Source organism: Rhizobium sp. WSM1328, assembly GCF_057653715.1.
The window spans coordinates 565,527-588,370 of sequence record NZ_JBYGKO010000004.1 but is presented as its reverse complement, the minus strand read 5'-3'; the positions used below and the strand labels follow the sequence as shown (position 1 = coordinate 588,370).

Here is a 22,844-nt window from a genome sequence, read left to right as displayed (position 1 = left end):
AACCCATGAAAACCAAGCGTGAAGCGGCAGAGCAACCGGAACAGGCGCAGAGTGGACGCGCTCCCTTTTCCCAGGATCCGCACGCCGTCCGCGAGCCGAAGGAAAACAACCTCGAAATGGCGATAGGCCATGAGGTGCGCGCCTACCGCAAGAAACTCGGCATCACGGTCACCGATCTGGCGGCCGCGACCGGAATTTCACTCGGCATGCTGTCGAAGATCGAGAACGGCAACATCTCGCCGTCGCTGACGACCCTGCAATCGCTGTCGCGGGCGCTCGGCGTGCCGCTGACGGCCTTCTTCCGCCGTTTCGAGGAACCGCGCAATGCCGTCTTCGTCAAAGCGGGGCAGGGCATCGAACTCGAACGGCGCGGCACGCGCGCCGGCCATCAATATAATCTGCTCGGCCATATCGACAACAATACCAGCGGCGTCATCGTCGAGCCTTACCTCATCACATTGACGGCCGATTCCGACACCTTCCCGACCTTCCAGCACGAGGGCATGGAATTTCTCTACATGCTCGAAGGCGAAGTCGTTTACCGCCATGGCGACCAGCTTTTCCAGATGGAGCCGGGCGACAGCCTGTTCTTCGATGCCGATGCACCACATGGGCCGGAGCAGTTGGTCAAACTCCCGAGCAAATACCTCTCGATCATCACCTATCCTCAGCGCAGCTCGAAAGGCTGACTTGCCTTAAAAGAAAAAATCTTTCTTCCGAGTTGAAAACCGAAAACAGACCTGCTAGTCCTTTCTCAACACGAACGGAGGTCTGGTCATGTGCGGAATTGTGGGGCTCTTCCTCAAGGATAAAAGTCTCGAACCGGAGCTCGGGGCACTGCTGTCCTCGATGCTGATAACGATGACGGATCGGGGGCCGGACAGCGCCGGTATCGCGATCTATGGCGACGCCAGCGGCAGCAATGCCAAGATCACCATCCAGTCGGCCAATCCGAAGAAGGATTTCGCCGACCTCGAGGCCGAGCTCGGCCAGGCGGTCGGCGCACCGGTCGCCATCCAGGTTAAGAGCACCCATGCCGTCATCACGCTTGCGAAGGATCTGCTCGATGCGGGCAAGGCAGCCGTTGCGGAACTGCGCCCGAACATCCGCATCATGAGCAGCGGCGACGCCATCGAGATCTACAAGGAAACCGGCCTGCCGAAGGATGTGGTCTCCCGCTTCGCGGTCAATTCAATGGCCGGCACCCACGGCATCGGCCATACCCGCATGGCGACGGAATCAGCCGTCACGACGCTCGGCGCCCATCCTTTTTCCACCGGCTCCGACCAATGCCTGGTGCATAATGGCTCGCTGTCCAACCACAACAATCTGCGCCGCGAGCTGAAGCGCGAAGGCATGACCTTCGAAACCGAAAACGACACCGAGGTCGCCGCCGCCTATCTGACGGCAGAGATGGCCAAGGGCAAGAATCTCGGCCAGGCGCTGGAAGGCGCGGTGGATGACCTCGACGGCTTCTTCACCTTCGTCGTCGGCACCAAGTCCGGCTTCGGCGTGGTGCGCGATGCGATCGCCTGCAAGCCCGCCGTCATGGCCGAAACGGAGCAGTATGTCGCCTTCGGTTCGGAGTATCGGGCGCTCGTCAATCTGCCCGGCATCGAGAATGCCCGGGTCTGGGAGCCGGAGCCTGCAACCGTCTATTTCTGGGATCACCAGAAGGTCGCTTGACCGGCGCCTCATGCATATTCTCCAAGGGTTATCGAAACATGCCTGTCATTGATCTTGCCACTACGCCGTTGCGTGAACTCAACAGCGCCCTGCACAACATCCAGAACGGTTCGAACGATCTTTCCTTCGAAGTCGTCAATCCGCGCGGCAGCCATTCGGTTGCCGTCGGCATCGATGCGCCCGTCACGGTCGATGTGAAGGGGTCGGTCGGCTATTACTGCGCCGGGATGAACGACGGCGGGACCGTCACCGTTCACGGTTCGGCAGGTCCGGGTGTTGCCGAAAACATGATGTCTGGAACAGTCGTCATCGAGGGTGATGCCAGCCAGTATGCCGGCGCAACCGGCCGCGGCGGCCTCCTTGTCATCAAGGGCAATGCGGCATCGCGCTGCGGCATCTCGATGAAGGGCATCGACATCGTCGTTCATGGCAATATCGGCCATATGTCGGCCTTCATGGGCCAGTCCGGCCACCTCGTGGTGCTCGGCAATGCTGGCGATGCGCTTGGGGATTCGCTCTACGAGGCGAAGCTCTTCGTGCGCGGTTCGGTCAAGAGCCTGGGTGCCGATTGCATCGAAAAGGAGCTGCGTCCCGAGCATCTGACGAAGCTGGCCGAACTTCTCGAAAAAGCGGGCGTGAGCGAAGTGAGGCCCGAGGAATTCAAGCGTTACGGCTCGGCCCGCAAGCTCTACAATTTCAATATCGACAACGCCGACGCGTATTAAGGCGAGGGACCATCATGAGCTATCACAACCCCTATACCCCGCCGCGCAAGTCCGCGACCTTCGACGATTACACGCTGGCGGAAATCCGCCGTGCGGCGGCGACCGGCATTTACGACATCCGTGGCGCCGGCACCAAACGCAAGGTGCCGCATTTCGATGACCTGCTTTTTCTCGGCGCATCGATCTCGCGCTATCCGCTCGAAGGTTACCGCGAAAAGTGCGACACGTCGGTCGTCCTCGGCGCGCGCTTCGCCAAAAAGCCCATTCACCTGAAGACGCCGATCACCATTGCCGGCATGAGCTTCGGCGCGCTCTCCGGCAATGCCAAGGAAGCGCTCGGACGCGGCGCGACGATTGCCGGAACCTCCACCACGACAGGCGACGGCGGGATGACCGATGAAGAGCGCGGCCATTCGCAGACGCTGGTCTACCAGTATCTGCCGTCGCGATACGGCATGAATCCCAAGGACCTGCGTCGCGCCGATGCGATCGAAGTGGTTGTCGGTCAAGGCGCAAAGCCCGGCGGCGGTGGCATGCTGCTCGGCCAGAAGATCTCCGATCGTGTCGCCAACATGCGCAATCTGCCGAAGGGCATCGACCAGCGCTCGGCCTGCCGCCACCCGGATTGGACCGGCCCGGACGACCTCGAAATCAAGATCCTGGAACTGCGTGAGATCACCGACTGGGAAAAGCCGATCTATGTGAAGGTCGGTGGCGCGCGTCCCTATTACGATACCGCACTTGCGGTGAAGGCTGGGGCCGACGTGGTGGTGCTCGATGGCATGCAGGGCGGAACCGCCGCGACGCAGGATGTCTTCATCGAAAATGTCGGCATGCCGACGCTCGCCTGCATCCGCCCCGCCGTCCAGGCGCTGCAGGATCTCGGCATGCATCGCAAGGTGCAACTGATCATCTCGGGCGGCATCCGATCGGGCGCCGACGTGGCCAAGGCACTGGCGCTGGGTGCCGATGCCGTTGCCATCGGCACGGCGGCACTCGTTGCGATCGGCGACAACGATCCGCATTGGGAAGAAGAATACCAGAAGCTCGGCACGACGGCCGGCGCCTATGACGACTGGCACGAAGGCAAAGACCCGGCCGGCATCACGACGCAGGACCCGGAACTGATGAAGCGCCTTGATCCAATCGCCGCCGGCCGCCGTCTCGCCAACTATCTGAAGGTTATGACGCTGGAAGCCCAGACCATCGCGCGCGCCTGCGGCAAGAACCACCTGCACAACCTGGAACCGGAAGATCTTTGCGCGCTGACGATGGAGGCGGCCGCCATGGCCCAGATCCCGCTCGCCGGCACAAACTGGTATCCCGGCAAGGGAGGCTACTGATTTCTACTACCGGCCGGGCAAACGTCCCGGCCGTCTCGCATCCATAAGCAAAGTGTCTCCAAGAAATCCAAAGGGGAACGAGAATGACACTGGACCTTGCTGCTTTTGCCAAAGACAAAGGCATCAAATATTTCATGATCAGCTATACCGACCTGTTCGGTGGCCAACGCGCCAAGCTGGTCCCGGCAGAAGCCATCGCCGATATGCAGAAGGATGGCGCCGGCTTTGCGGGCTTCGCAACCTGGCTCGATTTGACGCCAGCCCATCCCGACCTGTTCGCGCTTCCCGATGCGTCCTCGGTCATCCAGTTGCCCTGGAAGAAAGACGTCGCATGGGTTGCAGCCGACTGCGTCATGAACGATCAGACTGTCGAACAGGCACCGCGTGTTGTGCTGAAGAGACTGGTCGCCGAAGCTGCGAAAGAAGGGCTCAGGGTGAAAACCGGCGTGGAGCCCGAGTTCTTTCTGATTTCTGCGGACGGCTCGGTGATTTCGGACCAGTTCGATACCGCCGAGAAGCCTTGCTACGATCAGCAGGCCGTGATGCGTCGCTATGATGTCATCGCCGAGATCTGCGACTACATGCTCGAGCTCGGCTGGAAGCCCTATCAGAACGACCACGAGGACGCGAACGGCCAGTTCGAGATGAACTGGGAATATGACGACGCGCTTCAGACGGCAGACAAGCACTCCTTCTTCAAGTTCATGGTCAAGTCGGTCGCCGAAAAACACGGCCTTCGCGCCACCTTCATGCCGAAGCCCTTCAAAGGCCTGACCGGAAACGGCTGCCATGCCCATATTTCGGTCTGGGACATCGATGGCAAGGTCAACGCCTTCGCCGACAAGGAAATGGCCTTTGGGCTCTCCGCTCAGGGTAAAACCTTCCTCGGCGGCATCATGAAGCACGCCTCCGCGCTCGCCGCGATCACCAATCCGACGGTCAATTCCTATAAGCGCATCAACGCGCCGCGCACGACATCGGGCGCGACCTGGGCGCCGAACACCGTGACCTGGACGGGCAACAACCGCACCCACATGGTGCGCGTGCCGGGACCTGGACGTTTCGAGCTGCGCCTGCCTGATGGTGCGGTCAATCCGTACCTGCTGCAGGCGATCATCATCGCGGCCGGCCTCGACGGCATCCGCAGCCAGGCAGACCCCGGCCGGCATTACGATATCGACATGTATGCCGAAGGGTATCTGGTGAAGGACGCGCCGCGCCTACCGCTCAACCTGCTCGACGCGCTGCGCGCCTATGATGCAGACGAGGGCTTGAAGCAGGCGATCGGGGCCGAGTTTTCCGCCGCCTATCTCAAGCTCAAGCATCAGGAATGGAATGCTTTCTGCTCCCATTTCACCCAGTGGGAACGCGACAGCACGCTCGACATCTGAACGGACGGGCGTTCTGAAGACACGCTGATGCGCCGGAGCAGACAAGCTCCGGCGTGGTTGCAGTGCCGCGTGTATTTCAGACGCCAAAACGACGCTAACACTTTGAATTGCTGCGTAATTATCAAGTCGAACCCGATTTAAGGAATTATGCAGTAGGCCATCTGCGCTCGGGATAGCGAAGGAAGAAACAGCATGAAGAGTTTCGTACTCACCGTATCCTGCAAGTCGACGCGCGGCATCGTCGCGGCGATTTCGAGCTATCTGGCCGACAAGGGCTGCAACATCATCGACAGTTCGCAGTTCGACGATCTCGACACCGGCAAGTTCTTCATGCGCGTCAGCTTCATTTCGGAGGAGGGGCTTTCGGGCGCCGATATCGACACCGGTTTTGCGACCGTCGCCGCTCCTTTCGAAATGGATTACGATTTTCACGACAGCGAGAAGCGCATGAAGGTGCTCTTGATGGTGTCGCGCTTCGGCCATTGTCTGAACGACCTGCTTTACCGCTGGAAGATCGGCGCCCTGCCGATCGATATCGTTGGCGTGGTCTCCAACCATTTCGACTACCAGAAGGTCGTGGTCAACCATGACATCCCCTTCCACCATATTCCGGTCACCAAGGCCAACAAGGTGCAGGCCGAGGGCCATATCATGGACGTGGTCGAGCAGACCGGCACCGAGCTGATCGTGCTCGCCCGCTACATGCAGATCCTGTCGGACGAGATGTGCCAGAAGATGTCCGGGAAGATCATCAATATCCACCACTCCTTCCTGCCAAGCTTCAAGGGCGCCAACCCTTACAAACAGGCCTATCAACGCGGCGTGAAGCTGATCGGGGCGACGGCCCATTACGTCACCGCCGATCTCGACGAAGGCCCGATCATCGAGCAGGACACGGCGCGCATCACCCATGCGCAGTCGCCCGACGACTATGTCTCGATCGGCCGCGACGTCGAAAGCCAGGTGCTGGCGCGTGCCATCCACGCCCATATCCATCACCGCACCTTCATCAACGGCAACCGCACCGTGGTCTTCCCGGCAAGCCCGGGAAGTTACGCGTCGGAGCGGATGGGCTGAGAGATGATTGGCGTCATCGCACCCATCGCGCCAGAGCGCCTATGCCATCAAAGTTTGGGAAATGCATGCCGGGCGGGCTTGCCACGACGCGAAAGACTTATATAGTCAGGAAATAAATATTCCGTAGAGGAAATAAGAGGGAACGGACAATGGCTTTATCATGGCGTTTCTCCGTCTTGGCGGATCGGCATCGCGCACTGGGATCGAAGCTCGAGGACTGGAGCGGTATGGGCACCGCCTGGACCTATGACAAGGATATGTCGGAGGAGCATGTCGCCGTCCGTACCAAGGCCGGCATCATGGATGTTTCGGGCCTGAAGAAGGTGCATCTGGTCGGCCCGCACGCCATCGCCGTGCTAGACTCCATCACCAGCCGCGACCTGACGAAGATCTACCCCGGCCGGTCGGTCTATGCGACGATGCTGAACGAGCGCGGCCACTTCACCGACGACTGCATCGTCTATCGCACCGGCCCGAATTCCTGGATGCTGGTGCATGGCTCCGGCTCCGGCCACGAGGAACTCGTCAAGCAGGCCGCGGGCCGCAATTGCGCCGTGCTCTTCGATGACGACCTGCACGACCTGTCGCTGCAGGGACCGCTCGCGGTCGACTATCTGGCCAAATATGTGCCCGGCATTCGCGATCTCAAATACTTCCACCACATGCAGACGACGCTGTTCGGCGCGCCGGTGATGATCTCGCGCACCGGTTATACCGGCGAGCGCGGCTACGAGATCTTCGTGCGCGGCCAGGACGCCGTCATGGTCTGGGACCGGATCGTCGAGGAAGGCAAGCCGATGGGCATCATCCCCTGCTGTTTCTCCGTTCTCGACATGCTGCGGGTCGAAAGCTACCTGCTCTTCTACCCTTACGACAATTCGCAAATGTATCCCTTCGCCGATCAGCCGCCCGGCGATAGCCTCTGGGAACTCGGCCTCGACTTCACCGTCAGCCCCGGCAAGACGGGCTTCCGTGGCGCCGAGGAGCATGCCCGCCTCAAGGGCAAGGAACGCTTCAAGATCTTCGGCATGCTGATCGATGCCGACGGACCGGCCGATCTCGGTGACGAAGTCTTTGCCGACGGCAAAAAGGTCGGTGTCATTACCTGCCCGAGCTATTCCTCCCTGACGAAGAAATCCATGGCGATTGCCCGCTTGGACGTTGACAAGGCGGTGCATGGGACGAAACTCGAAGTCCGCGGCAAGACAGTAAAGGCAAGCGCCACCGCCCATACACTTCCCTTCGACGATCCGGAGAAGAAAAAGAGGATTGCCGTAGGTTAAGGAGCAGGCGAATGCTCGTTGCAGGCATCAAGAGCCGACCCGTCTACACGGGCCTGACCATCCAGCCCAATGCCCGGCGGCACATTTTCGCGCTCGAAGGGGAGGGCGCCAGGGCTCTGCTCGATCAGCAGCCGGCGCTTGACGAAACGGCTCTTGCCCGCAGCGAGATCCTCTATGTCGCCCGCGGTTCGCAAGGATCCGGCCTGGACGAGACGCTGCGCCACCTCGGCGCCGACATGTTCTTCACGGCTCCGACCATCGCAACGCTGCTCTTCCGATTGAAGGGTTCGCTTGCCACTGCTCACATGGGCACGCGGCTTTATCTGTCGGGCACGGAAGGCTTCATCGGCCAGGCAATGCTCGTGGCGCTCGATTACGGCATGGACCATGCCTCCGTCATCACCGAGCATCGCGGCTCGCTGGCACGGCGGGTGCAATGCGTCCATTGCAAGGGCATTACCGACGACGTCACCACCAGCCCGTTTGCCTGCAGCCATTGCGGGCTGCCGCTTCTGGTGCGCGATCACTATTCGCGCCGGCTCGCCGCCTTCCAGGGCGTCAATATCGATGCGGAAGAACCGGGCAGCGCGCCTGACCCCGAGGAGTTGTTCCTTTGAGCGGTGGTACTGAAATTCCTGTCCGCGTGGTGCGGATCACGCCGATTGCCGAGCGCGTCAAGCGCTTCCGTTTCGAGCGCCTTGACGGCAAGCCGATGCCTTATTTCTCCGGCGGCGCCCACGTCATCGTCTTGATGAACGATGGCGGCCATATGCGCCGCAACGCCTATTCGCTGATGTCGCCGCCGCATGATTGCGCAGCCTACGAGATCAGCGTGCTGCACGTCGAGAATTCGCGCGGCGGCTCTACCTTCATGCATGAGAAGGTCAGCGAAGGCGACGAGCTCAAGGTCAGTTATCCTGTCAACCTCTTCCAGCCGGACTGGCGCGGGCGCAAGCATCTTCTGATCGCCGGTGGCATCGGCATTACCCCCTTCATCGCAATGATGGAGCAGTTTTCCCGCGAGGGCGCCAATTTCGAGCTGCATTATGCCATCCGCACGCGCGACCGCGGCGCCTATTGGCAGCATCTCGTCGAGCGCTATGGCGGACATCGCATCAAGATCTATTGCGATGCCGAAGGCGGCGCCATGCCGCTGACGCGCCTGCTCGGCACCCAGCCGCTCGGCACGCATCTTTATGTCTGCGGCCCGTCAGGGATGATCGACGGCGTGCTGAAGTCGGGACTGGACGCCGGCTGGCCGGAACAGAACCTGCATTCGGAACGGTTCCTGTCGTCTCTACCAGGCAAGCCCTTCGCGATCGAGCTCCTGCGGTCCGGCAAGACCGTGAAGGTCGGCCATCACGAAAGCATGCTGGAGGCAATCGAGGCGGCGGGCGTCGACGCGCCCTTCCTCTGTCGCGGCGGCGCCTGCGGTCAATGCGAGACCGGCGTCGTCACCTGCGACGGCAAGCTGCTGCACCATGACGTCTATTTGACGAGCGAAGAAAAAGCATCCGGCCGCAAGGTGATGATCTGCGTTTCCCGCTTCGAGGGAAACACGCTGCATCTTGATCTCTAGCGGCATTGGAAGCGGAACAAGGAGACCGGACATGGCAATCGTCTTCAAGCAGGAAACCTTCCGGAACGATTTCAGTTATCGGAATAGCCCCGAGAATATCCGGCGTTTCCCGTTTCCCTTTGACCGCGACGAATACATGTATTCGGTCAATATGGAGCCGCATGTCCACGGCCGGGCGGGAACCGTCTACGAAAGCTTGATCGACGTCGACGAGCATTATGTCGCCGAGATGCACGACCGGGCGCTGGTCCTGAAGGAAGATCCGCTGCGCTATCAGGCGCTGCCGCACATGATGAGCGCGCAATGGGATACGCTCGAACTTTTGATGGAAGAGCAGGCGGCAGGGTACCCCGACCATTTCACGCTGATCCGCAACGGTGACCAGTGGCGTTGGATCAACCGCCCGCTCGGCATCGACGACAGCTTCACCTTTGGCGATGCCTCGACGCTGCCCTATGAGCCCTTCGAATATATCACCCGCCAGGCCCAGGGCGATTTCTGCATCGTCGACCAGCGCGACAGCAATCTCTGGATGGACGCCGGCATGGTGACGACGCAGGCCGACTGGTCGCTCGATTTCGACATCGGCATGAACTTCATGGAATGGCATGGGCCGGTGCCGCTCGCCCACCAGATCGGCGTCTTCGACCGAGCGCTGAAATTCCTGTTGAACCTGCAGCAGGGCAAGCCGACACGGCGCTTCAACTGGACGATGACGATCAATCCGCGGCTCGACACCAGCCCGGAGAATTATCACAAATGGGGTCCTGACCGCACCACGGTGACACCTGATAATGTCGGCGAGAAGGTGCATCTGCGCGTCGAGCTGCAGAGCCTTTGGCGCCTGCCACGCTCGAACGCCATCCTTTTCGTCATCCGCTGCTACCTGATGAACATGGAAGAGCTCGTGACCGTGCCGAAATGGGCGCGACGCTTTCCGCGCGTGCTGAAGACACTGCCGCCGGAGCTCATCGACTACAAAGGCCTCACCCGCTTCCGCGAGACGACGATCGACTGGTTTTCCAAGTATGACGATGGGGCGCCGACCAGCCCCGGCATCTATCCGGACTGACACGCAGGACAATGCGATATAATCAAGAGGGGAATGCTTCATGACAAGAGTAGCCGTCATTGGTGCCGGTCCTTCCGGACTGGCGCAGCTGCGCGCCTTTCAATCGGCCGCCCAAAAGGGCGCCGAGATCCCGGAGATCGTCTGCTTCGAAAAACAGTCGGACTGGGGCGGGCTCTGGAACTATACCTGGCGCACCGGCCTCGACGAATATGGCGAGCCGGTCCACGGCAGCATGTATCGTTACCTCTGGTCGAACGGACCGAAGGAATGCCTTGAATTCGCTGACTATTCCTTCGAGGAGCATTTCGGCAAGCCGATCGCCTCCTATCCGCCGCGCGCTGTGCTCTGGGATTACATCAAGGGACGCGTCGAGAAGGCGAACGTCCGCCACTGGGTGCGCTTCAGCACGCCGGTACGCATGGTCCGCTTCGACGATCAGACGAAGAAGTTCACGGTGACGGCGCATAACCGCGTCGAGGACCGGATGTATGACGAGGAATTCGACTATGTCGTCGTGGCATCAGGTCATTTCTCGACGCCGAACGTGCCCTATTTCGAAGGCGTGAAGACCTTCAACGGCCGCGTGCTGCATGCCCACGACTTCCGTGACGCGCTGGAGTTCAAGGGCAAGGACATCCTGCTCGTCGGACGCAGCTATTCGGCCGAGGACATCGGCTCGCAATGCTGGAAATACGGCGCGAAATCGGTGACGACGAGCTATCGCTCGAAGCCGATGGGCTTCAAATGGCCGGAGAATTTCGAGGAGCGGCCGTTGCTGATCAAGCTCGAAAACCGCACCGCGCATTTCCTCGACGGCTCGACCAAGGAGGTCGATGCGGTGATCCTCTGCACCGGATACCAGCACCACTTCCCATTCCTGCCCGACGAACTCCGGCTGAAGACCGCCAACCGCCTCTGGGCTGACAGCCTCTACAAGGGGGTGATCTTCGACAAGAACCCGCAGCTTTTCTATATCGGCATGCAGGACCAGTTCTATACCTTCAACATGTTCGACGTGCAGGCCTGGTGGGCACGCGACGTGATGATGGGCCGCATCACGCTGCCGCCGGAAGAGGAGCTGAAAGCCAATTTCGACATGTGGCGCGCCCGCGAGGAAACACTCGAGGATGCCGAGCAGATGATCTGGTATCAGGGCGACTATGTGAAGGAACTGCTTGCCGAAACCGATTATCCCTCCTTCGACATCGAGGGCACCAACCAGACCTTCATGGAGTGGGAACATCACAAGGCTCACAACATCATGGGCTTTCGCGATCATGCCTACCGATCGCTGATGACCGGCAACATGTCGCCGACGCACCACACCCCCTGGGTCGAGGCGCTCGACGATTCCATGGAGGAATATCTACGCAACTGATGAGGCGGGCCTGCATTGCCGGAGGAGGGTGTTCGTGCACTCTCCTCCGGCATATTGTGAGCCGCGCCTTTGAGCGAGACGATTGCAACTCTTCTCTTCGGATGTGGCCTTCATGGATTTTCAAACGAGCATTCTCGGGCGCATGAGCGGTTTTCTCTACCGCTGCCGAGCCGATGAAAACTACACGATGCTTGAGATGACCAACGGCATCGAGCGCATCTTCGGTTATCCCGTCGATGAAATCGTCGGCAACCGCACGCGAACCTTCACCTCGATCATGTACGAGGAAGACGTGCCTTTGATGGATGAGATCGTCGGACGGGCGCTGGAGAAGCGCACGGACTGGACGATGGAATATCGTATCCGCCACGCCATGGGGCATCTCATCTGGGTCACCGAGACAGGCGGCGGTATCTGGGACGAGAAGGGCGAGCTTCTCTATCTCGAAGGCAGCATCATCAACATCGAATCGCTCTATCAGCGAATCGATGAACAAACCTCCGGCATGCGCGTCACCGCCTCGAAGACCAATGAGATCCTGCAATCGCTGCGTTACCTGAAGCTGCTCGCCGTCAATGCCGGCATCGAGGCCGCCCGCGCCGGCACGGCCGGATCGGGCTTTGCCGTGCTGGCCGCAGAAATGCGCACGCTCGCCAACTCCTCGGAAGAGGCCGCACGCGCCATTTCCAACGCACAACGCAAGGCCGAGGGCTGAGCTTTACCCAAGCAGCGGCAGATTTGCGGCTCAAGTCGAAAGCCGCAATATTAACCGGGCAGCGCTTCCGCAGATTGCAACGCTTTTCCAATGGCTTGCGGTAATTCTGCGCTTAAAGAATCTCAGGTGATTGTCGGTGAAATTAAGGCCGCGTTAACTTTTTGTTAACCATAGCAGCGGTAGACATGGTCAACGATTTCTTCACATAGATGACCAAAGTGCTAACAGACGCTCGCTCTATCCGCATCAAGGGCCGCTCTTTCCTCGCGGTCATGCTGTCTCCGGATCTTCCCATCGATGATTGGTTGATCCGGCTGGACGATTTGGCCGCGCGTTCGGCCGGCTTCTTCCTCGGACGGCCTGTCGTGCTCGATCTGACGGACCTGCAAATCGACCGGCCACAGCTGAAGGACCTGATTGCCGAACTTGCCAAGCGCAATGTCAGCATCATGGGCATCGAGGGCGCGCGGCCTTCGATCCTCGGATCCGGCATGCCGCCGGCACTCAAAGGCGGTCGGTCGGTCTCCGACATCGAAGTTCAGGCAAAGGAGCCTGCCGATCTACCCGGCAAACCGGCAGCGGCGGAGGCCCGCCCGGCCATGCAATCGATCGTCATCCGGGAACCGGTGCGCTCGGGGCAATCGGTGATCTTTCCGGAAGGCGACGTCACCGTCATCGGATCGGTCGCCTCGGGTGCCGAGGTCATCGCCGGCGGGTCCGTCCATATCTATGGCGCCTTGCGTGGCCGAGCCATGGCGGGATCCATCGGAAACGCATCGGCGCGGATCTTTTGCCGCAAGCTCGAGGCCGAGCTGGTTGCAATCGACGGCATCTACAAAATGGCGGAAGACATGGCCGCCAATCTTCGCGGACAGGCTGTTCAGCTCTGGCTCGAAGACGACGCGATCATGGCAGAGAAACTGATCTGACGGCAGCGCCGCGCCTCTCTTCGAGAGCCGCACAGCACGCTTTAACACTTTGAATTACTGGGGCCACGGCAAAGGAGAGACAATGATGGGGAAAGTGATCGTCGTCACGTCAGGCAAGGGCGGGGTTGGCAAGACAACCTCGACCGCCGCATTGGGAGCGGCGCTGGCGCAACGCAATGAGAAGGTCGTCGTCGTCGATTTCGACGTGGGCTTACGCAATCTCGACCTCGTCATGGGCGCCGAGCGCCGGGTCGTCTATGACCTGATCAATGTCATCCAGGGCGACGCCAAGCTTACCCAGGCGCTGATCCGCGACAAGCGGCTGGAAACGCTGTTCCTGCTGCCGGCCTCGCAGACGCGTGACAAGGACAATCTGACGGCCGAGGGCGTCGAGCGCGTCATCAACGACCTGAAGCGCTATTTCGACTGGATCATCTGCGACAGCCCCGCCGGCATCGAGCGCGGCGCAACGCTTGCCATGCGCCACGCCGATGTGGCCGTGGTCGTCACCAATCCTGAGGTCTCTTCGGTGCGCGATTCGGATCGCATCATCGGCCTGCTCGATGCCAAGACCGCCAAGGCCGAACGCGGCGAGCGGATGGAAAAGCACCTGCTGCTCACCCGCTATGACGCCAACCGCGCCGAACGCGGCGACATGCTCAAGGTCGACGACGTCCTGGAGATCCTGTCCATCCCGCTGCTCGGCATCATACCCGAAAGCATGGATGTTCTGCGGGCATCCAATATCGGGGCGCCGGTCACGCTGGCAGACAGCCGCAGCGCGGCTGCGATGGCCTATTTCGATGCCGCTCGTCGGCTCGCCGGCGAAGTTGTGCCGATCGCCATCCCAGAGGAAAAGAGGAACATTTTCGGCAAGATCTTCGGACGGAGGGCAGCATGAATATTTTCCGTCTATTCAACAAGCAGAGAACCGCACCGGCCGCCCGCGAACGGCTGCAGGTCCTTCTCGCTCATGAACGTTCCTCGGCGGGGTCGGACCTGGTCTCCCTGCTGCGCGAGGAAATCCTGGCGGTGATCGCAAAGCATGTGCAGCTCGACCACGACAAGGTGCAGGTGACGATCGATCGCAACGAATACGTCTCGACCCTTGAGATCGACGTCGAAATCCCGCTGAACGCAGCCGTTCAGGCTGCTTGAAAGAGAGCGCTGCCTGTTGCGACAACAGGCGGCGCTGACGATCAGGACTTCCTGGCTTTGCGATTGGCGTAACGCAGGTCGCGTTCGGCCTTTCGGGCGGCTTCGTCGGCAATCACGCGGGCGATCCGCTCTTTATCAGCTGCTTCGCGCGCGTCGGCATCGGCGCGTGCTGCGGCCTCGGCGGCAGCCTGACGTTCGGCCTCGGCGGCCTGAGCCCGCTCCAGTTCCTCGAGCTTGACCCGTTCTCGCTGAGCGCGACGTTCTTCCCTGGCCGCGGCAATGGCTTGACGCTCCGCCTGCTTTGCCAGCCTTGTCGGTTCGGCTGAATCCTTGGCGCTACGATACGCATTGAGGAGAGCCGCCTTGGCTTCGGCAGCGGCGCTGCGGCGATCGGAAAGCTCGTTGTTTTTGGCGTTTTTCAAATCTGTTTCCTGACTGTTTGACTTCGACCCTACGGCGCCGCACGTCTTAAGACGCGCAAAGGGCGCTGTAATACCTTGAACTGCTGCATCGCTTTATCCTGAAATCGGACCGATTTAAGGAATTATGCCGTTGGGTCAGATTTTCTTTTTTCGCTTCGCGCTGGGAGCAGTACCCCCTGTCAAGCGATCCTGCAATTCCTTGGCTTCACGCGCTTCGCGTAACCGCAAGGTTTTTTCCTCGCGGGCACGTATGGTCGAATCGATCTCTTCGACCGCGCGGCTTCGCGCCAGGAACTGCGATTGCGCGTTTCCGAAGGCAATCTCCGCCTGCTTGCGTGATTTGCTGTGTGACTCTGTCATATCAATCCTGGATTTATCAGCCCGCTGGCGGAACGCAGCAAAAAGGCCAGGCAACTTGCCTGACCTTGATAGTATCATACTTTCAACTGTGCCGGTACATCCGCGGTCAAAGGAAAGCAGATTTCAGTTTAAGCGGCTTGGAGATTGCAAGCGGACATTTTGCCCGACTTGTTATCGCGCTCAAGCTCGTAGCCGATCTTCTGGCCTTCGACGATTTCGCGCATTCCAGCACGCTCGACGGCAGAGATGTGGACGAAGGCGTCAGCGCCGCCGTCATCAGGCTGAATGAAGCCGAAGCCCTTGGTGGAATTGAACCATTTAACTGTGCCAGTGGTCATAACAAACCCTTTCATAGCAATTGACGACCGCACGTGCGAAAGCACGACGGATGATGATCTCGATTTTGAAGAGGGAAGTTCGTCCAGGGCACGTTGCCAGCGTGCGATAACAAAAGTCAAACAAGCAATATCGACCACCGAGATATAAACATCGAAGCCGGATATGTCAACTTTTAGTTTTTTTGAGCCGCCAAATCGCCATAAGATTGCATCTCGCCGGTCGTGCGCGTCAACGACAGTATCAACAACCGATCGCCGTTTCCCGACCTCCAAAGCAGGCGTTACGAGCGCGGCAGCGTCTTCTGCGGATCGTAATGCGAAAGCGGCACGATCGTCGCCGGCAGGCGCTTCTGGTGGCCGTCGAGCTTGCCGACCTCGACCTCGGTGCCCGGGTTTGCATGCATCACATCGATGCGGGCGAGCGCGATCGTCTTGCCGAGGACCGGCGAGCGCGTGGCGCTGGTGACGACGCCCACCTGCGCCCGGCCGATATGAATGCAATCGCCATGGCCGACGGCCTCGTTGGACTTGATGTCGAGGCCGACGAGCAGATGGCGCGGATGCTCCTTGCGCCGGATCAGCGCCTCGCGGCCGATGAAATCGTCCTGTTTGGATTTCAGCGGCACCGTGAAGCCGATCCCGGCCTCGAACGGATCGGTCTGGTCGGTGAATTCGTGATGGGCGAAGATCAGGCCCGCCTCGATGCGGACCATGTCCAGCGCTTCCAATCCCATCGGCTTCAACCCGTGCGGCTGGCCGGCCTCCCAGACGGCGTCGAACACCGTCAGCGCATCCTTCGGATGGCAGAAGATCTCGTAGCCGAGTTCGCCGGTGTAACCGGTGCGCGAGACGACGATCGGCGCACCCTCGAAGCCGCCGATGCGGCCGACGGTGAAGCGGAACCATTCGAGTTCGCCGATCGTCGGCTGGCGCGGCGCCGTCCAGATGATCTCCTTCAGGATATCGCGGCTCTTCGGCCCCTGCAGGGCGATATTGTGCATCTGGTCGGTCGAAGAGCGGACCCAGGCCTTGAAGCCCTTCTTCTCCGCCTGCTGGCGCAGCCATATGCCGCTGAAATCATCGCCGCCTATCCAGCGGAAGTTCTTGTCGCCGAGCCGGAACAGGGTGCCGTCATCGATCATGCCGCCGTTTTCGTAGCACATGGCGGAATAGACGACCTGGCCGGTCGACAGTTTGCGCACGTCACGCGTCAGGCAATATTGCAGCAGTTCCTCGGCATCCGGCCCCGTCACCTCGAATTTCCGCAAGGGCGAGAGATCGATGACGGCGGCGCGCTCGCGGCAGGCCCAGTATTCCTCGACCGGCCCTTCGCTGGAAAAGCGGTTCGGCAGCCAGTAGCCGCGATATTCGGTGTAGTCACGTGTCAAGGCGGAGAGGCGGGGATGGAAGGCGGTTTCGCGCGTCAGTTCGGCGTCGGCATCTGGGGTCATGCGATAGGCCACCGCTCGTGAGAATTTCTCTTTTCCGGAAAAGGTGCGGACGTGGATATCCGTCGGATCCCAGCCGTTCGCAGCGTCGATATCGTCAGGGCAGGACGAGGAGACGCAGACGAGATCGGTCAGCGCCCGCATCAGCACATAATCGCCGGGACGCGACCAGGGCTCGTCGAGATAGAGCTGGTTATTGTGGTCGATATTGGTGTTGTAGAAATAGTTCAGCGCTTCCCAGCCCTTGCGGCCGGCAATGCCGTAAGGCGCCAGCACCGCATTGAAATTGTCCGTGCAGTTGACGTGGCCGGGATAACCCATGTCGTCGTAGTAGCGCGAATTGCAGGCGGTCGCGAAAGCGTCGTGACGGCCGACCGTATCCTGGACGATTTCGACCAGCGGCTCGAAGTCGCGGTCGAAGGCCTTCGAAGGGAGACCCGGCATCGGATAGCTGCGGCCGAGCAGCGTGCGGGTGACGGTGGAATCGAGCGCGAGGTCGAGACCCTTGTCGACCTTGCGGGCGGCAAACGCCTGGAAATCGGTGCACTGGCGTCCATAGACGTCGATGATCTGGATGAATTCGCCGGCACGCACGAAATAGGCCGCCGCGGTCGCCGCCCGGATGCGAATATCCTCGACCGGATCGGCGGCCGGTTCCGGCAAAGCGGAGGCATAATCGCGGATCAGCAGGCTGCGCTTGATCCTGATCTCGATCGGCGTCGCTGTATCCTGCGCCTCCGGCGACATGGCGCTGGCCGGTGCTGCGACGATCAGCAGGCCCTTCATGGAAATCGTGAATTCCGCCCTGCTGCCCGGGGTCGATCCCGACCCGAAAATGCTGAGCGCGCCGGCCTTTGCAAGATCGGCGCCGCGACGCTGAAGCGCTGCACGCGTGCGGGCAGCACCCTCATCCTCCGCTTGAAGAATGGCCTTCAAACCATCGGCTGAATTGCTGAATGCCGTTCCGAGACCGGCCGCCAGGAACCGCCCTTTCTCGTCGAGGAAGGAGATTTCGCAGACCTGTCCGCCCTCGCTGTCGATGACGATGACGCCATCGCCCGGCTCGACGCGCACAACGACCGATCCGCCGCCCTTTGCCCTGTAGCGCTCGGTTCCTTCCGGCAAGGTGGAAATGCCGGGATAGTGCACGAGGCTCGGAGCGGCCGGCCGCAGGCCCGTCATAGCAGGATGAAGTTCTCGCATACTGCCCTCATGGGAGGATCGGGCGTCCTCGGACACCCACCCATGCAGGTTACAAAATGCCCCGGGAAAGTAAAGTGATGTTGACTAAAAAGAAAATATCTTCACTATGCATAAAGAGTTGAGACTCGGGGAATCCGTCGGGAACACGGATCGTCAAAATCATCCGAGCGGGCTTGAGACCGTCAGGGAGACACGTTCAGGGAGACGTACAAAGATACGTCCGGAACAAATAGAATGGGGAATTTCACCGATGACAGACGTTGTGGAGGCCGGGATTGTATCCGGCACCGAAGGTAAGCTTGTACGTGCGCTCGACTGGAAGGGCGCATTCTGGGTGGCTGCGGGTGTGCCGCCGCTCGTTCTTTTCTCCATTGGCGGCATCGCTGGCACGACGGGCAAGCTCGCCTTCGTCGTCTGGATCATCTCGATGGTGATGGGTTTTCTGCAATCCTTCACCTATGCCGAAATCGCCGGCATGTTCGCCAACAAATCCGGCGGCGCTTCGGTCTATGGCGCCACCGCCTGGCTGCGTTATTCGAAATTCATCGCGCCGCTCTCCGTCTGGTGCAACTGGTTTGCCTGGTCGCCGGTGCTGTCGCTCGGCTGCGCCATCGCCGCCGGTTACATCCTCAACGCATTCTACCCGATTCCTGCAGCGGATTCGCAAATGGTCCTCGACTGGATCTCAGCGCATGCCGCTTCCATCACGGCCGACAGCCCCCGCGTCGCCGAATATATCGCAGCCCATACCGGCACCACGCCGGATGACGCCGTCAAGGCATTGCTCGGCACCGACGGTATCGCAGCGCTGACGCCGGCGATCCGCAGCTGGTCGCTCTTGAGCTTCAACATTCCCTTCCTCGCCACCGCCAATATCAACGCCACCTTCTTCATCGGCGGCATGCTGATGCTGATCATCTTCGCGATTCAGCATCGCGGCATTTCGGAAACGGCAAGCGTGCAGAAGTGGCTGGCAATCATCGTGCTGGTGCCGCTGCTCATCATCGGCCTCTATCCGATCGTCAGCGGTCAGATCCTCGCCACCAACGTCACCGGCCTCGTGCCGCCGACGGCGGCCTATGCCGCTGCCGACGGCACCTGGAGCAATGGTGGCTGGACGCTGTTCCTCGGCGGCCTCTATATCGCCGCCTGGTCGACCTACGGCTTCGAGACGGCCGTCTGCTACACCCGCGAACTCAAGAACCCGAAGACCGACACCTTCAAGGCGATCTTCTATTCCGGCCTTGCCTGCTGCCTGTTTTTCTTCCTCGTGCCCTTCGCCTTCCAGGGCGTTCTCGGCCATGCAGGCATGCTGGCCCCCGGCATCGTCGACGGCACAGGTGTTGCCGAAGCGCTCGGCGGCCTGATCGGCGCCGGCCGGATCGTCACTCAATTGCTCGTCGTACTGATGATCATGGCACTCTTCCTCGCCATCATGACCGCGATGGCCGGCTCCTCGCGCACGCTCTACCAGGGTTCGAAGGACGGCTGGCTGCCGAAATATCTCGACCACGTCAACGAGCACGGCGCGCCGACCAGGGCGATGTGGACCGATTTCGCCTTCAATCTCTTCCTGCTGGCGATCGCCTCGGATGTCGGCGGCTACTTCTTCGTGCTCGCCGTCTCGAATGTCGGCTACATCATCTTCAACTTCCTGAACCTCAATTCCGGCTGGATTCACCGGATGGATTCCGGCCATATCGAACGCCCCTGGAAGGCTCCGACCTGGCTGATCGGCCTTAACACCGTGCTGGCCTTCGTCAACGCGCTGTTTCTCGGCGCCGGCGCCAAGGTCTGGGGTTATTCCAATGCGCTCTGGGTTGGCTTCATCTTCGCCGCCCTGATCCTGCCGGTCTTCGCCTATCGCCACTATGTGCGCGACGGCGGCAAGTTCCCGGCAGGCGCGATGGAGGATCTCGGCCTGGTCGGCCAGGATCTCGGCGTCAAGAAAGCCGGCATGCTGCCCTATCTCGCACTCGCCGGCGGCCTGGCGATCGTCCTGATCGCCAATGTGATCTTCCAGCTTCCGGCCTAAAATCGCCTCCCAAGCAGACAGGCCGTCAAGCCGCCATGGAAACATGGCGGCTTTTTCATGGAAGCGGGCGTCGCCTGATCGTCTCGCCGCCATCGACTGGCATCCTGTCCGCCTCGACGAGAAGCGGACAGGGTTCGTTCGGAGGCGGAAGGAGGGCTCAGCGCCCACCCTCGATCTTGCGATGGCGCTGGTTGATGCCGCCCTTGCCGTAGGGATAGTCGAACGGCTGAGGCGCGCTCACATCGTTCAGTCTCGCCATCTCGTCGTCGGAGAGTTTGAGCTTCATGGCGCCGAGATTGTCGGCGAGCTGTTCCGGTGTGCGGGCGCCGAGGATCACGGAGGTGATCGCCGGCTGCGCCGCTGTCCAGGCGAGCGCCACCTGCGCCATGCTGACGCCATGCACCTTGGCGATCTCTTCGACGACGCCGATGATCGCCCAGGTTCTCTCCAGCGCATTGCGCGGCGCATAGGATTCGCCGCCGCGATTGGGGTTTTCACCGAGGCGGGTGGCGCCGGTCGGCATCTCGTCGCGCTTGTACTTGCCGGTCAGCCAGCCGCCGCCGAGCGGTGACCACGGCAACAGACCCATGCCGGCATCCTGGCAGGCCGCGACGATCTCGAGTTCGATGTCGCGCACCAGCAGGTTATATTGCGGCTGCAGCGTCACCGGACGGGTATAACCGCGCGCCTTGGCGATCTCCGAGGCCTTGGCGATATGCCAGCCGACATAATTGGAGAAGCCGTAATAGCCGATCTTGCCGGAGGATACCGCATCATCGAGGAAACGCAGCGTCTCTTCGATCGGGGTCAGCGCGTCCCAGGCATGCATCTGGTAGAGGTCGATCTGCTCGAGGTCGAGGCGGCGGAGCGAATCGTCGAGCGCCTGGCTAAGATGCCGACGCGACAGGCCGATATCGTTGGGCCCGTTGCCCATCGGAAAGCGTCCCTTGGTGGCGACGATCGCCTGGCGGGCCTCGGTCGGTCGGGCCTTCAGCCAGCGTCCGATGATCTCTTCCGACTTGCCGGCGCTGTAGACATCGGCGGTATCGATGAAATTGCCGCCCCAGGCGAAATAATCGTCGAGCAGCTTGTGCGACGCGGCCTCGTCGGCCTCCGCGCCGAAGGTCATGGTTCCGAGGCAATAGGCGGTGACGACGGTCCCGCTGGGACCGAGCTTGCGATAATCCATTTCTTCCTCCTCATGCGGATACCCGCAGCCGACGTGCAAACGTCGGGGTAGAAGCCGGGGCTCCTGCAATCAATGACAATGACAATATTGTGCTTGAGGCGGCCGCTTGCCGCCGGATGACGTATAGCGCCCTGGGCTGGGAACTCAGGGGCGAGGGCAGCATAACCAATCCCGCCCGCGCGACCAAGTGAGAAAAAAATATTCCTGCCTGCCGTCGTGCCCGGCGAGGATCACGGATTTTGCCAAAACGAACCGGCGATCCGATCGGCTGCGGCGACACCGGTCTCGTAGGCGCCGTGCGCCGTCGAATAACGCGACGTCGAACAGGCCTCTCCGGCAAAAAAGATCCGCTCGTCATGCGGCGCGGCGAGACGGCCGCGTTGATCGGAGGCGCCGGGTTCGGCGTAGGAATAGGAGCCGCCGATATGGGGCGTTGCGGCCCAGGCCGACATCGCGGCGACCGACAGCTCCTCGCGGATATCCGCGCCGAAATGTGCCGACAGTTCGTCTCCAGCGAAGGAGAAGGCGGCCTCTCTGCCTTGCCCCTCAAGATCATGCGCGAGGTCGCCGGCGAAATAGGCTTCGACGACGGGGGCGCCGAACGGCCGGAGCTGATAGGTGCCGGTCGCGCCGCGACTGTTGGAGCCCAACATATGCGTGTCCGCCGGCAACGCCTCCCGATTTGCGAGCCTCAAGAACAGCTTGTCGGCGAGCCCGAGCGGTAAACGGGCTGCTGCCTCGATCTTGTCAGGCAAAGGCGGGTCGAAGGCGATCTTGCCGGCGGCAAGCACATTCGTCGAAACCGTCACCAGCACCGCGCGGGCACTGAGCACACCCTGGTTCGTCTCGATGCCGATACGGCCGGCATGACGATGGTCGATGCGCGTGACTTCGGTGCCGAGCCTTGCCCGAACCGGCTTGCCGTAAAGCGAGACCAGCGTCCCATAGCCCTCGCGCACCCGCCAGTCAGGGCCGGGGCCGGGATCATATCTGTTGTAATCGACGACCGACGACCGCTCCAGTTCGGCGCCGGTGATGTAGGTACCGACCGCCCGGATCTGGCCGTTCCAGGGATTGCCGGGCTCGAGCATATCGGCCATGGCTGCATCATTGCCCGCGTGGCTCTCCAGCCGCTCGAAATAGGCGCCGATCGCCTGCCTTGCCGCACGCGCCTTTGCGTCATCGCGCTGAAGCCGCCGTCCGCCATCGTTCCAGGGCGCAGGTGTGTGGTCGACCGTCAGTCCGACCTCTCCGGCGATCGCAGTCCAGGCATTGGTCCGCGCGCCATGCAGCCAGCCGCAGCCAAGATCGAGCCCGATATCGGCGGCCTCAGGCAGTCCAACCGTCCAGGCGCGACCGCCGAGACGATCGCCAGCGTCAAGCAGGAGGATGGAAAGATCCGGGCGGATTGCCTGTAGGCGACGGGCGGCGGCAATGCCGGCGGCACCGGCGCCGATGATGACGACGTCCTCGTCGGCACCTTTGTTGTTGTCACCAGGCATGTATTTTCCTT

At 61.0% G+C, this 22,844-nt stretch carries 22 protein-coding genes; 16 read left to right on the top strand and 6 right to left on the bottom strand.

Translation table 11 applies throughout. The annotated features are described in order from the left end of the window. The first annotated feature begins 5 nt into the window (after positions 1 to 5). The 15 genes from AC2444_RS33985 to minE all read left to right on the top strand — a co-directional run bounded on the left by AC2444_RS33985 (position 6) and on the right by minE (position 14,336). Positions 6 to 689, top strand: coding sequence for a helix-turn-helix domain-containing protein (locus AC2444_RS33985; protein ID WP_012763161.1), 684 nt, complete (start codon positions 6 to 8; stop codon positions 687 to 689). An 88-nt stretch (positions 690 to 777) separates the two neighbouring features. Continuing rightward, a complete protein-coding gene (locus AC2444_RS33980) occupies positions 778 to 1,686 on the top strand; it encodes a class II glutamine amidotransferase (RefSeq protein WP_128449871.1) in 909 nt (302 codons plus the stop codon). 38 nt (positions 1,687 to 1,724) lie between these two features. Then, positions 1,725 to 2,411 (top strand): GltB/FmdC/FwdC-like GXGXG domain-containing protein, encoded by a 687-nt coding sequence (locus AC2444_RS33975; RefSeq protein WP_026157661.1) that lies wholly within the window; start codon positions 1,725 to 1,727, stop codon positions 2,409 to 2,411. 14 nt (positions 2,412 to 2,425) lie between these two features. Beyond that, complete coding sequence (locus tag AC2444_RS33970; RefSeq protein ID WP_003548137.1) at positions 2,426 to 3,754, top strand: FMN-binding glutamate synthase family protein; 1,329 nt, start codon at positions 2,426 to 2,428, stop codon at positions 3,752 to 3,754. An 83-nt stretch (positions 3,755 to 3,837) separates the two neighbouring features. Then, positions 3,838 to 5,145 (top strand): type III glutamate--ammonia ligase, encoded by a 1,308-nt coding sequence (glnT, locus tag AC2444_RS33965; RefSeq protein WP_128449870.1) that lies wholly within the window; start codon positions 3,838 to 3,840, stop codon positions 5,143 to 5,145. Positions 5,146 to 5,337: 192 nt separating this feature from the next. Next, a complete protein-coding gene (gene purU / locus AC2444_RS33960) occupies positions 5,338 to 6,222 on the top strand; it encodes a formyltetrahydrofolate deformylase (protein ID WP_017996905.1) in 885 nt (294 codons plus the stop codon). Between the two features lie 149 nt (positions 6,223 to 6,371). Beyond that, on the top strand, positions 6,372 to 7,505 hold the full coding sequence (locus AC2444_RS33955; RefSeq protein ID WP_128408094.1) for an aminomethyl transferase family protein: 1,134 nt from the start codon (positions 6,372 to 6,374) through the stop codon (positions 7,503 to 7,505). 11 nt (positions 7,506 to 7,516) lie between these two features. Continuing rightward, positions 7,517 to 8,122, top strand: a complete 606-nt coding sequence (locus tag AC2444_RS33950; protein WP_128408093.1) for a dimethylamine monooxygenase subunit DmmA family protein — start codon at positions 7,517 to 7,519, stop codon at positions 8,120 to 8,122. Then, positions 8,119 to 9,084: a PDR/VanB family oxidoreductase gene (locus AC2444_RS33945; RefSeq protein ID WP_128408092.1), complete on the top strand. Its 966-nt coding sequence runs from the start codon at positions 8,119 to 8,121 to the stop codon at positions 9,082 to 9,084. Before AC2444_RS33950 ends, AC2444_RS33945 begins: the two co-directional genes overlap by 4 nt. Before the next feature lie 31 nt (positions 9,085 to 9,115). Beyond that, a complete protein-coding gene (locus AC2444_RS33940) occupies positions 9,116 to 10,156 on the top strand; it encodes a heme-dependent oxidative N-demethylase family protein (RefSeq protein WP_012763169.1) in 1,041 nt (346 codons plus the stop codon). Positions 10,157 to 10,196: 40 nt separating this feature from the next. Continuing rightward, positions 10,197 to 11,534 carry an NAD(P)-binding domain-containing protein gene (locus tag AC2444_RS33935; protein WP_012763170.1) on the top strand — a complete coding sequence of 446 codons (1,338 nt, stop codon included), beginning with the start codon at positions 10,197 to 10,199 and terminating at the stop codon, positions 11,532 to 11,534. A gap of 112 nt (positions 11,535 to 11,646) precedes the next feature. Further along, a complete protein-coding gene (locus AC2444_RS33930) occupies positions 11,647 to 12,249 on the top strand; it encodes a methyl-accepting chemotaxis protein (RefSeq protein WP_128408091.1) in 603 nt (200 codons plus the stop codon). A gap of 209 nt (positions 12,250 to 12,458) precedes the next feature. Next, positions 12,459 to 13,178, top strand: coding sequence for a septum site-determining protein MinC (gene minC, locus AC2444_RS33925; protein WP_012763172.1), 720 nt, complete (start codon positions 12,459 to 12,461; stop codon positions 13,176 to 13,178). An 85-nt stretch (positions 13,179 to 13,263) separates the two neighbouring features. After that, positions 13,264 to 14,079 carry a septum site-determining protein MinD gene (gene minD, locus AC2444_RS33920; RefSeq protein WP_025397600.1) on the top strand — a complete coding sequence of 272 codons (816 nt, stop codon included), beginning with the start codon at positions 13,264 to 13,266 and terminating at the stop codon, positions 14,077 to 14,079. Continuing rightward, positions 14,076 to 14,336, top strand: coding sequence for a cell division topological specificity factor MinE (gene minE / locus AC2444_RS33915; RefSeq protein WP_003574994.1), 261 nt, complete (start codon positions 14,076 to 14,078; stop codon positions 14,334 to 14,336). The genes minD and minE overlap by 4 nt, the downstream gene beginning before the upstream one ends. A 41-nt stretch (positions 14,337 to 14,377) precedes the next feature. On the opposite strand, the gene AC2444_RS33910 is transcribed toward minE, so the two are convergent. The 4 genes from AC2444_RS33910 to AC2444_RS33895 all read right to left on the bottom strand — a co-directional run bounded on the left by AC2444_RS33910 (position 14,378) and on the right by AC2444_RS33895 (position 18,107). Then, the gene (locus AC2444_RS33910) at positions 14,378 to 14,758 is read right to left on the bottom strand and encodes a DUF6481 family protein (RefSeq protein ID WP_012763173.1); all 381 of its coding nucleotides are present in this window, start codon (positions 14,756 to 14,758) and stop codon (positions 14,378 to 14,380) included. Positions 14,759 to 14,893: 135 nt separating this feature from the next. Continuing rightward, positions 14,894 to 15,118 (bottom strand): hypothetical protein, encoded by a 225-nt coding sequence (locus AC2444_RS33905; protein ID WP_012763174.1) that lies wholly within the window; start codon positions 15,116 to 15,118, stop codon positions 14,894 to 14,896. A gap of 128 nt (positions 15,119 to 15,246) precedes the next feature. Continuing rightward, entirely contained in the window at positions 15,247 to 15,456 is a 210-nt protein-coding gene (locus AC2444_RS33900) for a cold-shock protein (RefSeq protein WP_003548109.1), read from the bottom strand. Between the two features lie 281 nt (positions 15,457 to 15,737). Then, on the bottom strand, positions 15,738 to 18,107 hold the full coding sequence (locus AC2444_RS33895) for a trimethylamine N-oxide demethylase (RefSeq protein ID WP_012763175.1): 2,370 nt from the start codon (positions 18,105 to 18,107) through the stop codon (positions 15,738 to 15,740). A 250-nt stretch (positions 18,108 to 18,357) separates the two neighbouring features. Here AC2444_RS33895 and AC2444_RS33890 point away from each other — a divergent pair, with 250 nt between their 5' ends. Further along, on the top strand, positions 18,358 to 20,142 hold the full coding sequence (locus AC2444_RS33890; RefSeq protein WP_012763176.1) for a trimethylamine N-oxide permease: 1,785 nt from the start codon (positions 18,358 to 18,360) through the stop codon (positions 20,140 to 20,142). 157 nt (positions 20,143 to 20,299) lie between these two features. Here AC2444_RS33890 and AC2444_RS33885 read toward each other — a convergent pair whose 3' ends face one another. Both AC2444_RS33885 and AC2444_RS33880 read right to left on the bottom strand, forming a co-directional pair. After that, entirely contained in the window at positions 20,300 to 21,331 is a 1,032-nt protein-coding gene (locus AC2444_RS33885; protein WP_222004432.1) for an aldo/keto reductase, read from the bottom strand. A 230-nt stretch (positions 21,332 to 21,561) separates the two neighbouring features. Further along, entirely contained in the window at positions 21,562 to 22,833 is a 1,272-nt protein-coding gene (locus AC2444_RS33880; protein WP_128450427.1) for a flavin monoamine oxidase family protein, read from the bottom strand. Positions 22,834 to 22,844 lie beyond the last annotated feature (11 nt).

What these genes read in the sequence shown, in the direction of transcription:
- AC2444_RS33950 (WP_128408093.1), top strand. Translation starts at nt 7,517, where the DNA reads ATGCTCGTTGCAGGCATCAAGAGCCGACCCGTCTACACGGGCCTGACC.
- AC2444_RS33975 (WP_026157661.1), top strand. Translation starts at nt 1,725, where the DNA reads ATGCCTGTCATTGATCTTGCCACTACGCCGTTGCGTGAACTCAACAGC.
- glnT (WP_128449870.1), top strand. Translation starts at nt 3,838, where the DNA reads ATGACACTGGACCTTGCTGCTTTTGCCAAAGACAAAGGCATCAAATAT.
- AC2444_RS33890 (WP_012763176.1), top strand. Translation starts at nt 18,358, where the DNA reads ATGACAGACGTTGTGGAGGCCGGGATTGTATCCGGCACCGAAGGTAAG.
- AC2444_RS33940 (WP_012763169.1), top strand. Translation starts at nt 9,116, where the DNA reads ATGGCAATCGTCTTCAAGCAGGAAACCTTCCGGAACGATTTCAGTTAT.
- AC2444_RS33895 (WP_012763175.1), bottom strand. Translation starts at nt 18,107, where the DNA reads ATGCGAGAACTTCATCCTGCTATGACGGGCCTGCGGCCGGCCGCTCCG.
- minD (WP_025397600.1), top strand. Translation starts at nt 13,264, where the DNA reads ATGGGGAAAGTGATCGTCGTCACGTCAGGCAAGGGCGGGGTTGGCAAG.
- AC2444_RS33935 (WP_012763170.1), top strand. Translation starts at nt 10,197, where the DNA reads ATGACAAGAGTAGCCGTCATTGGTGCCGGTCCTTCCGGACTGGCGCAG.
- AC2444_RS33900 (WP_003548109.1), bottom strand. Translation starts at nt 15,456, where the DNA reads ATGACCACTGGCACAGTTAAATGGTTCAATTCCACCAAGGGCTTCGGC.
- AC2444_RS33880 (WP_128450427.1), bottom strand. Translation starts at nt 22,833, where the DNA reads ATGCCTGGTGACAACAACAAAGGTGCCGACGAGGACGTCGTCATCATC.
- AC2444_RS33930 (WP_128408091.1), top strand. Translation starts at nt 11,647, where the DNA reads ATGGATTTTCAAACGAGCATTCTCGGGCGCATGAGCGGTTTTCTCTAC.
- AC2444_RS33985 (WP_012763161.1), top strand. Translation starts at nt 6, where the DNA reads ATGAAAACCAAGCGTGAAGCGGCAGAGCAACCGGAACAGGCGCAGAGT.
- minC (WP_012763172.1), top strand. Translation starts at nt 12,459, where the DNA reads ATGACCAAAGTGCTAACAGACGCTCGCTCTATCCGCATCAAGGGCCGC.
- AC2444_RS33955 (WP_128408094.1), top strand. Translation starts at nt 6,372, where the DNA reads ATGGCTTTATCATGGCGTTTCTCCGTCTTGGCGGATCGGCATCGCGCA.
- minE (WP_003574994.1), top strand. Translation starts at nt 14,076, where the DNA reads ATGAATATTTTCCGTCTATTCAACAAGCAGAGAACCGCACCGGCCGCC.
- AC2444_RS33885 (WP_222004432.1), bottom strand. Translation starts at nt 21,331, where the DNA reads ATGGATTATCGCAAGCTCGGTCCCAGCGGGACCGTCGTCACCGCCTAT.
- AC2444_RS33980 (WP_128449871.1), top strand. Translation starts at nt 778, where the DNA reads ATGTGCGGAATTGTGGGGCTCTTCCTCAAGGATAAAAGTCTCGAACCG.
- AC2444_RS33970 (WP_003548137.1), top strand. Translation starts at nt 2,426, where the DNA reads ATGAGCTATCACAACCCCTATACCCCGCCGCGCAAGTCCGCGACCTTC.
- purU (WP_017996905.1), top strand. Translation starts at nt 5,338, where the DNA reads ATGAAGAGTTTCGTACTCACCGTATCCTGCAAGTCGACGCGCGGCATC.
- AC2444_RS33905 (WP_012763174.1), bottom strand. Translation starts at nt 15,118, where the DNA reads ATGACAGAGTCACACAGCAAATCACGCAAGCAGGCGGAGATTGCCTTC.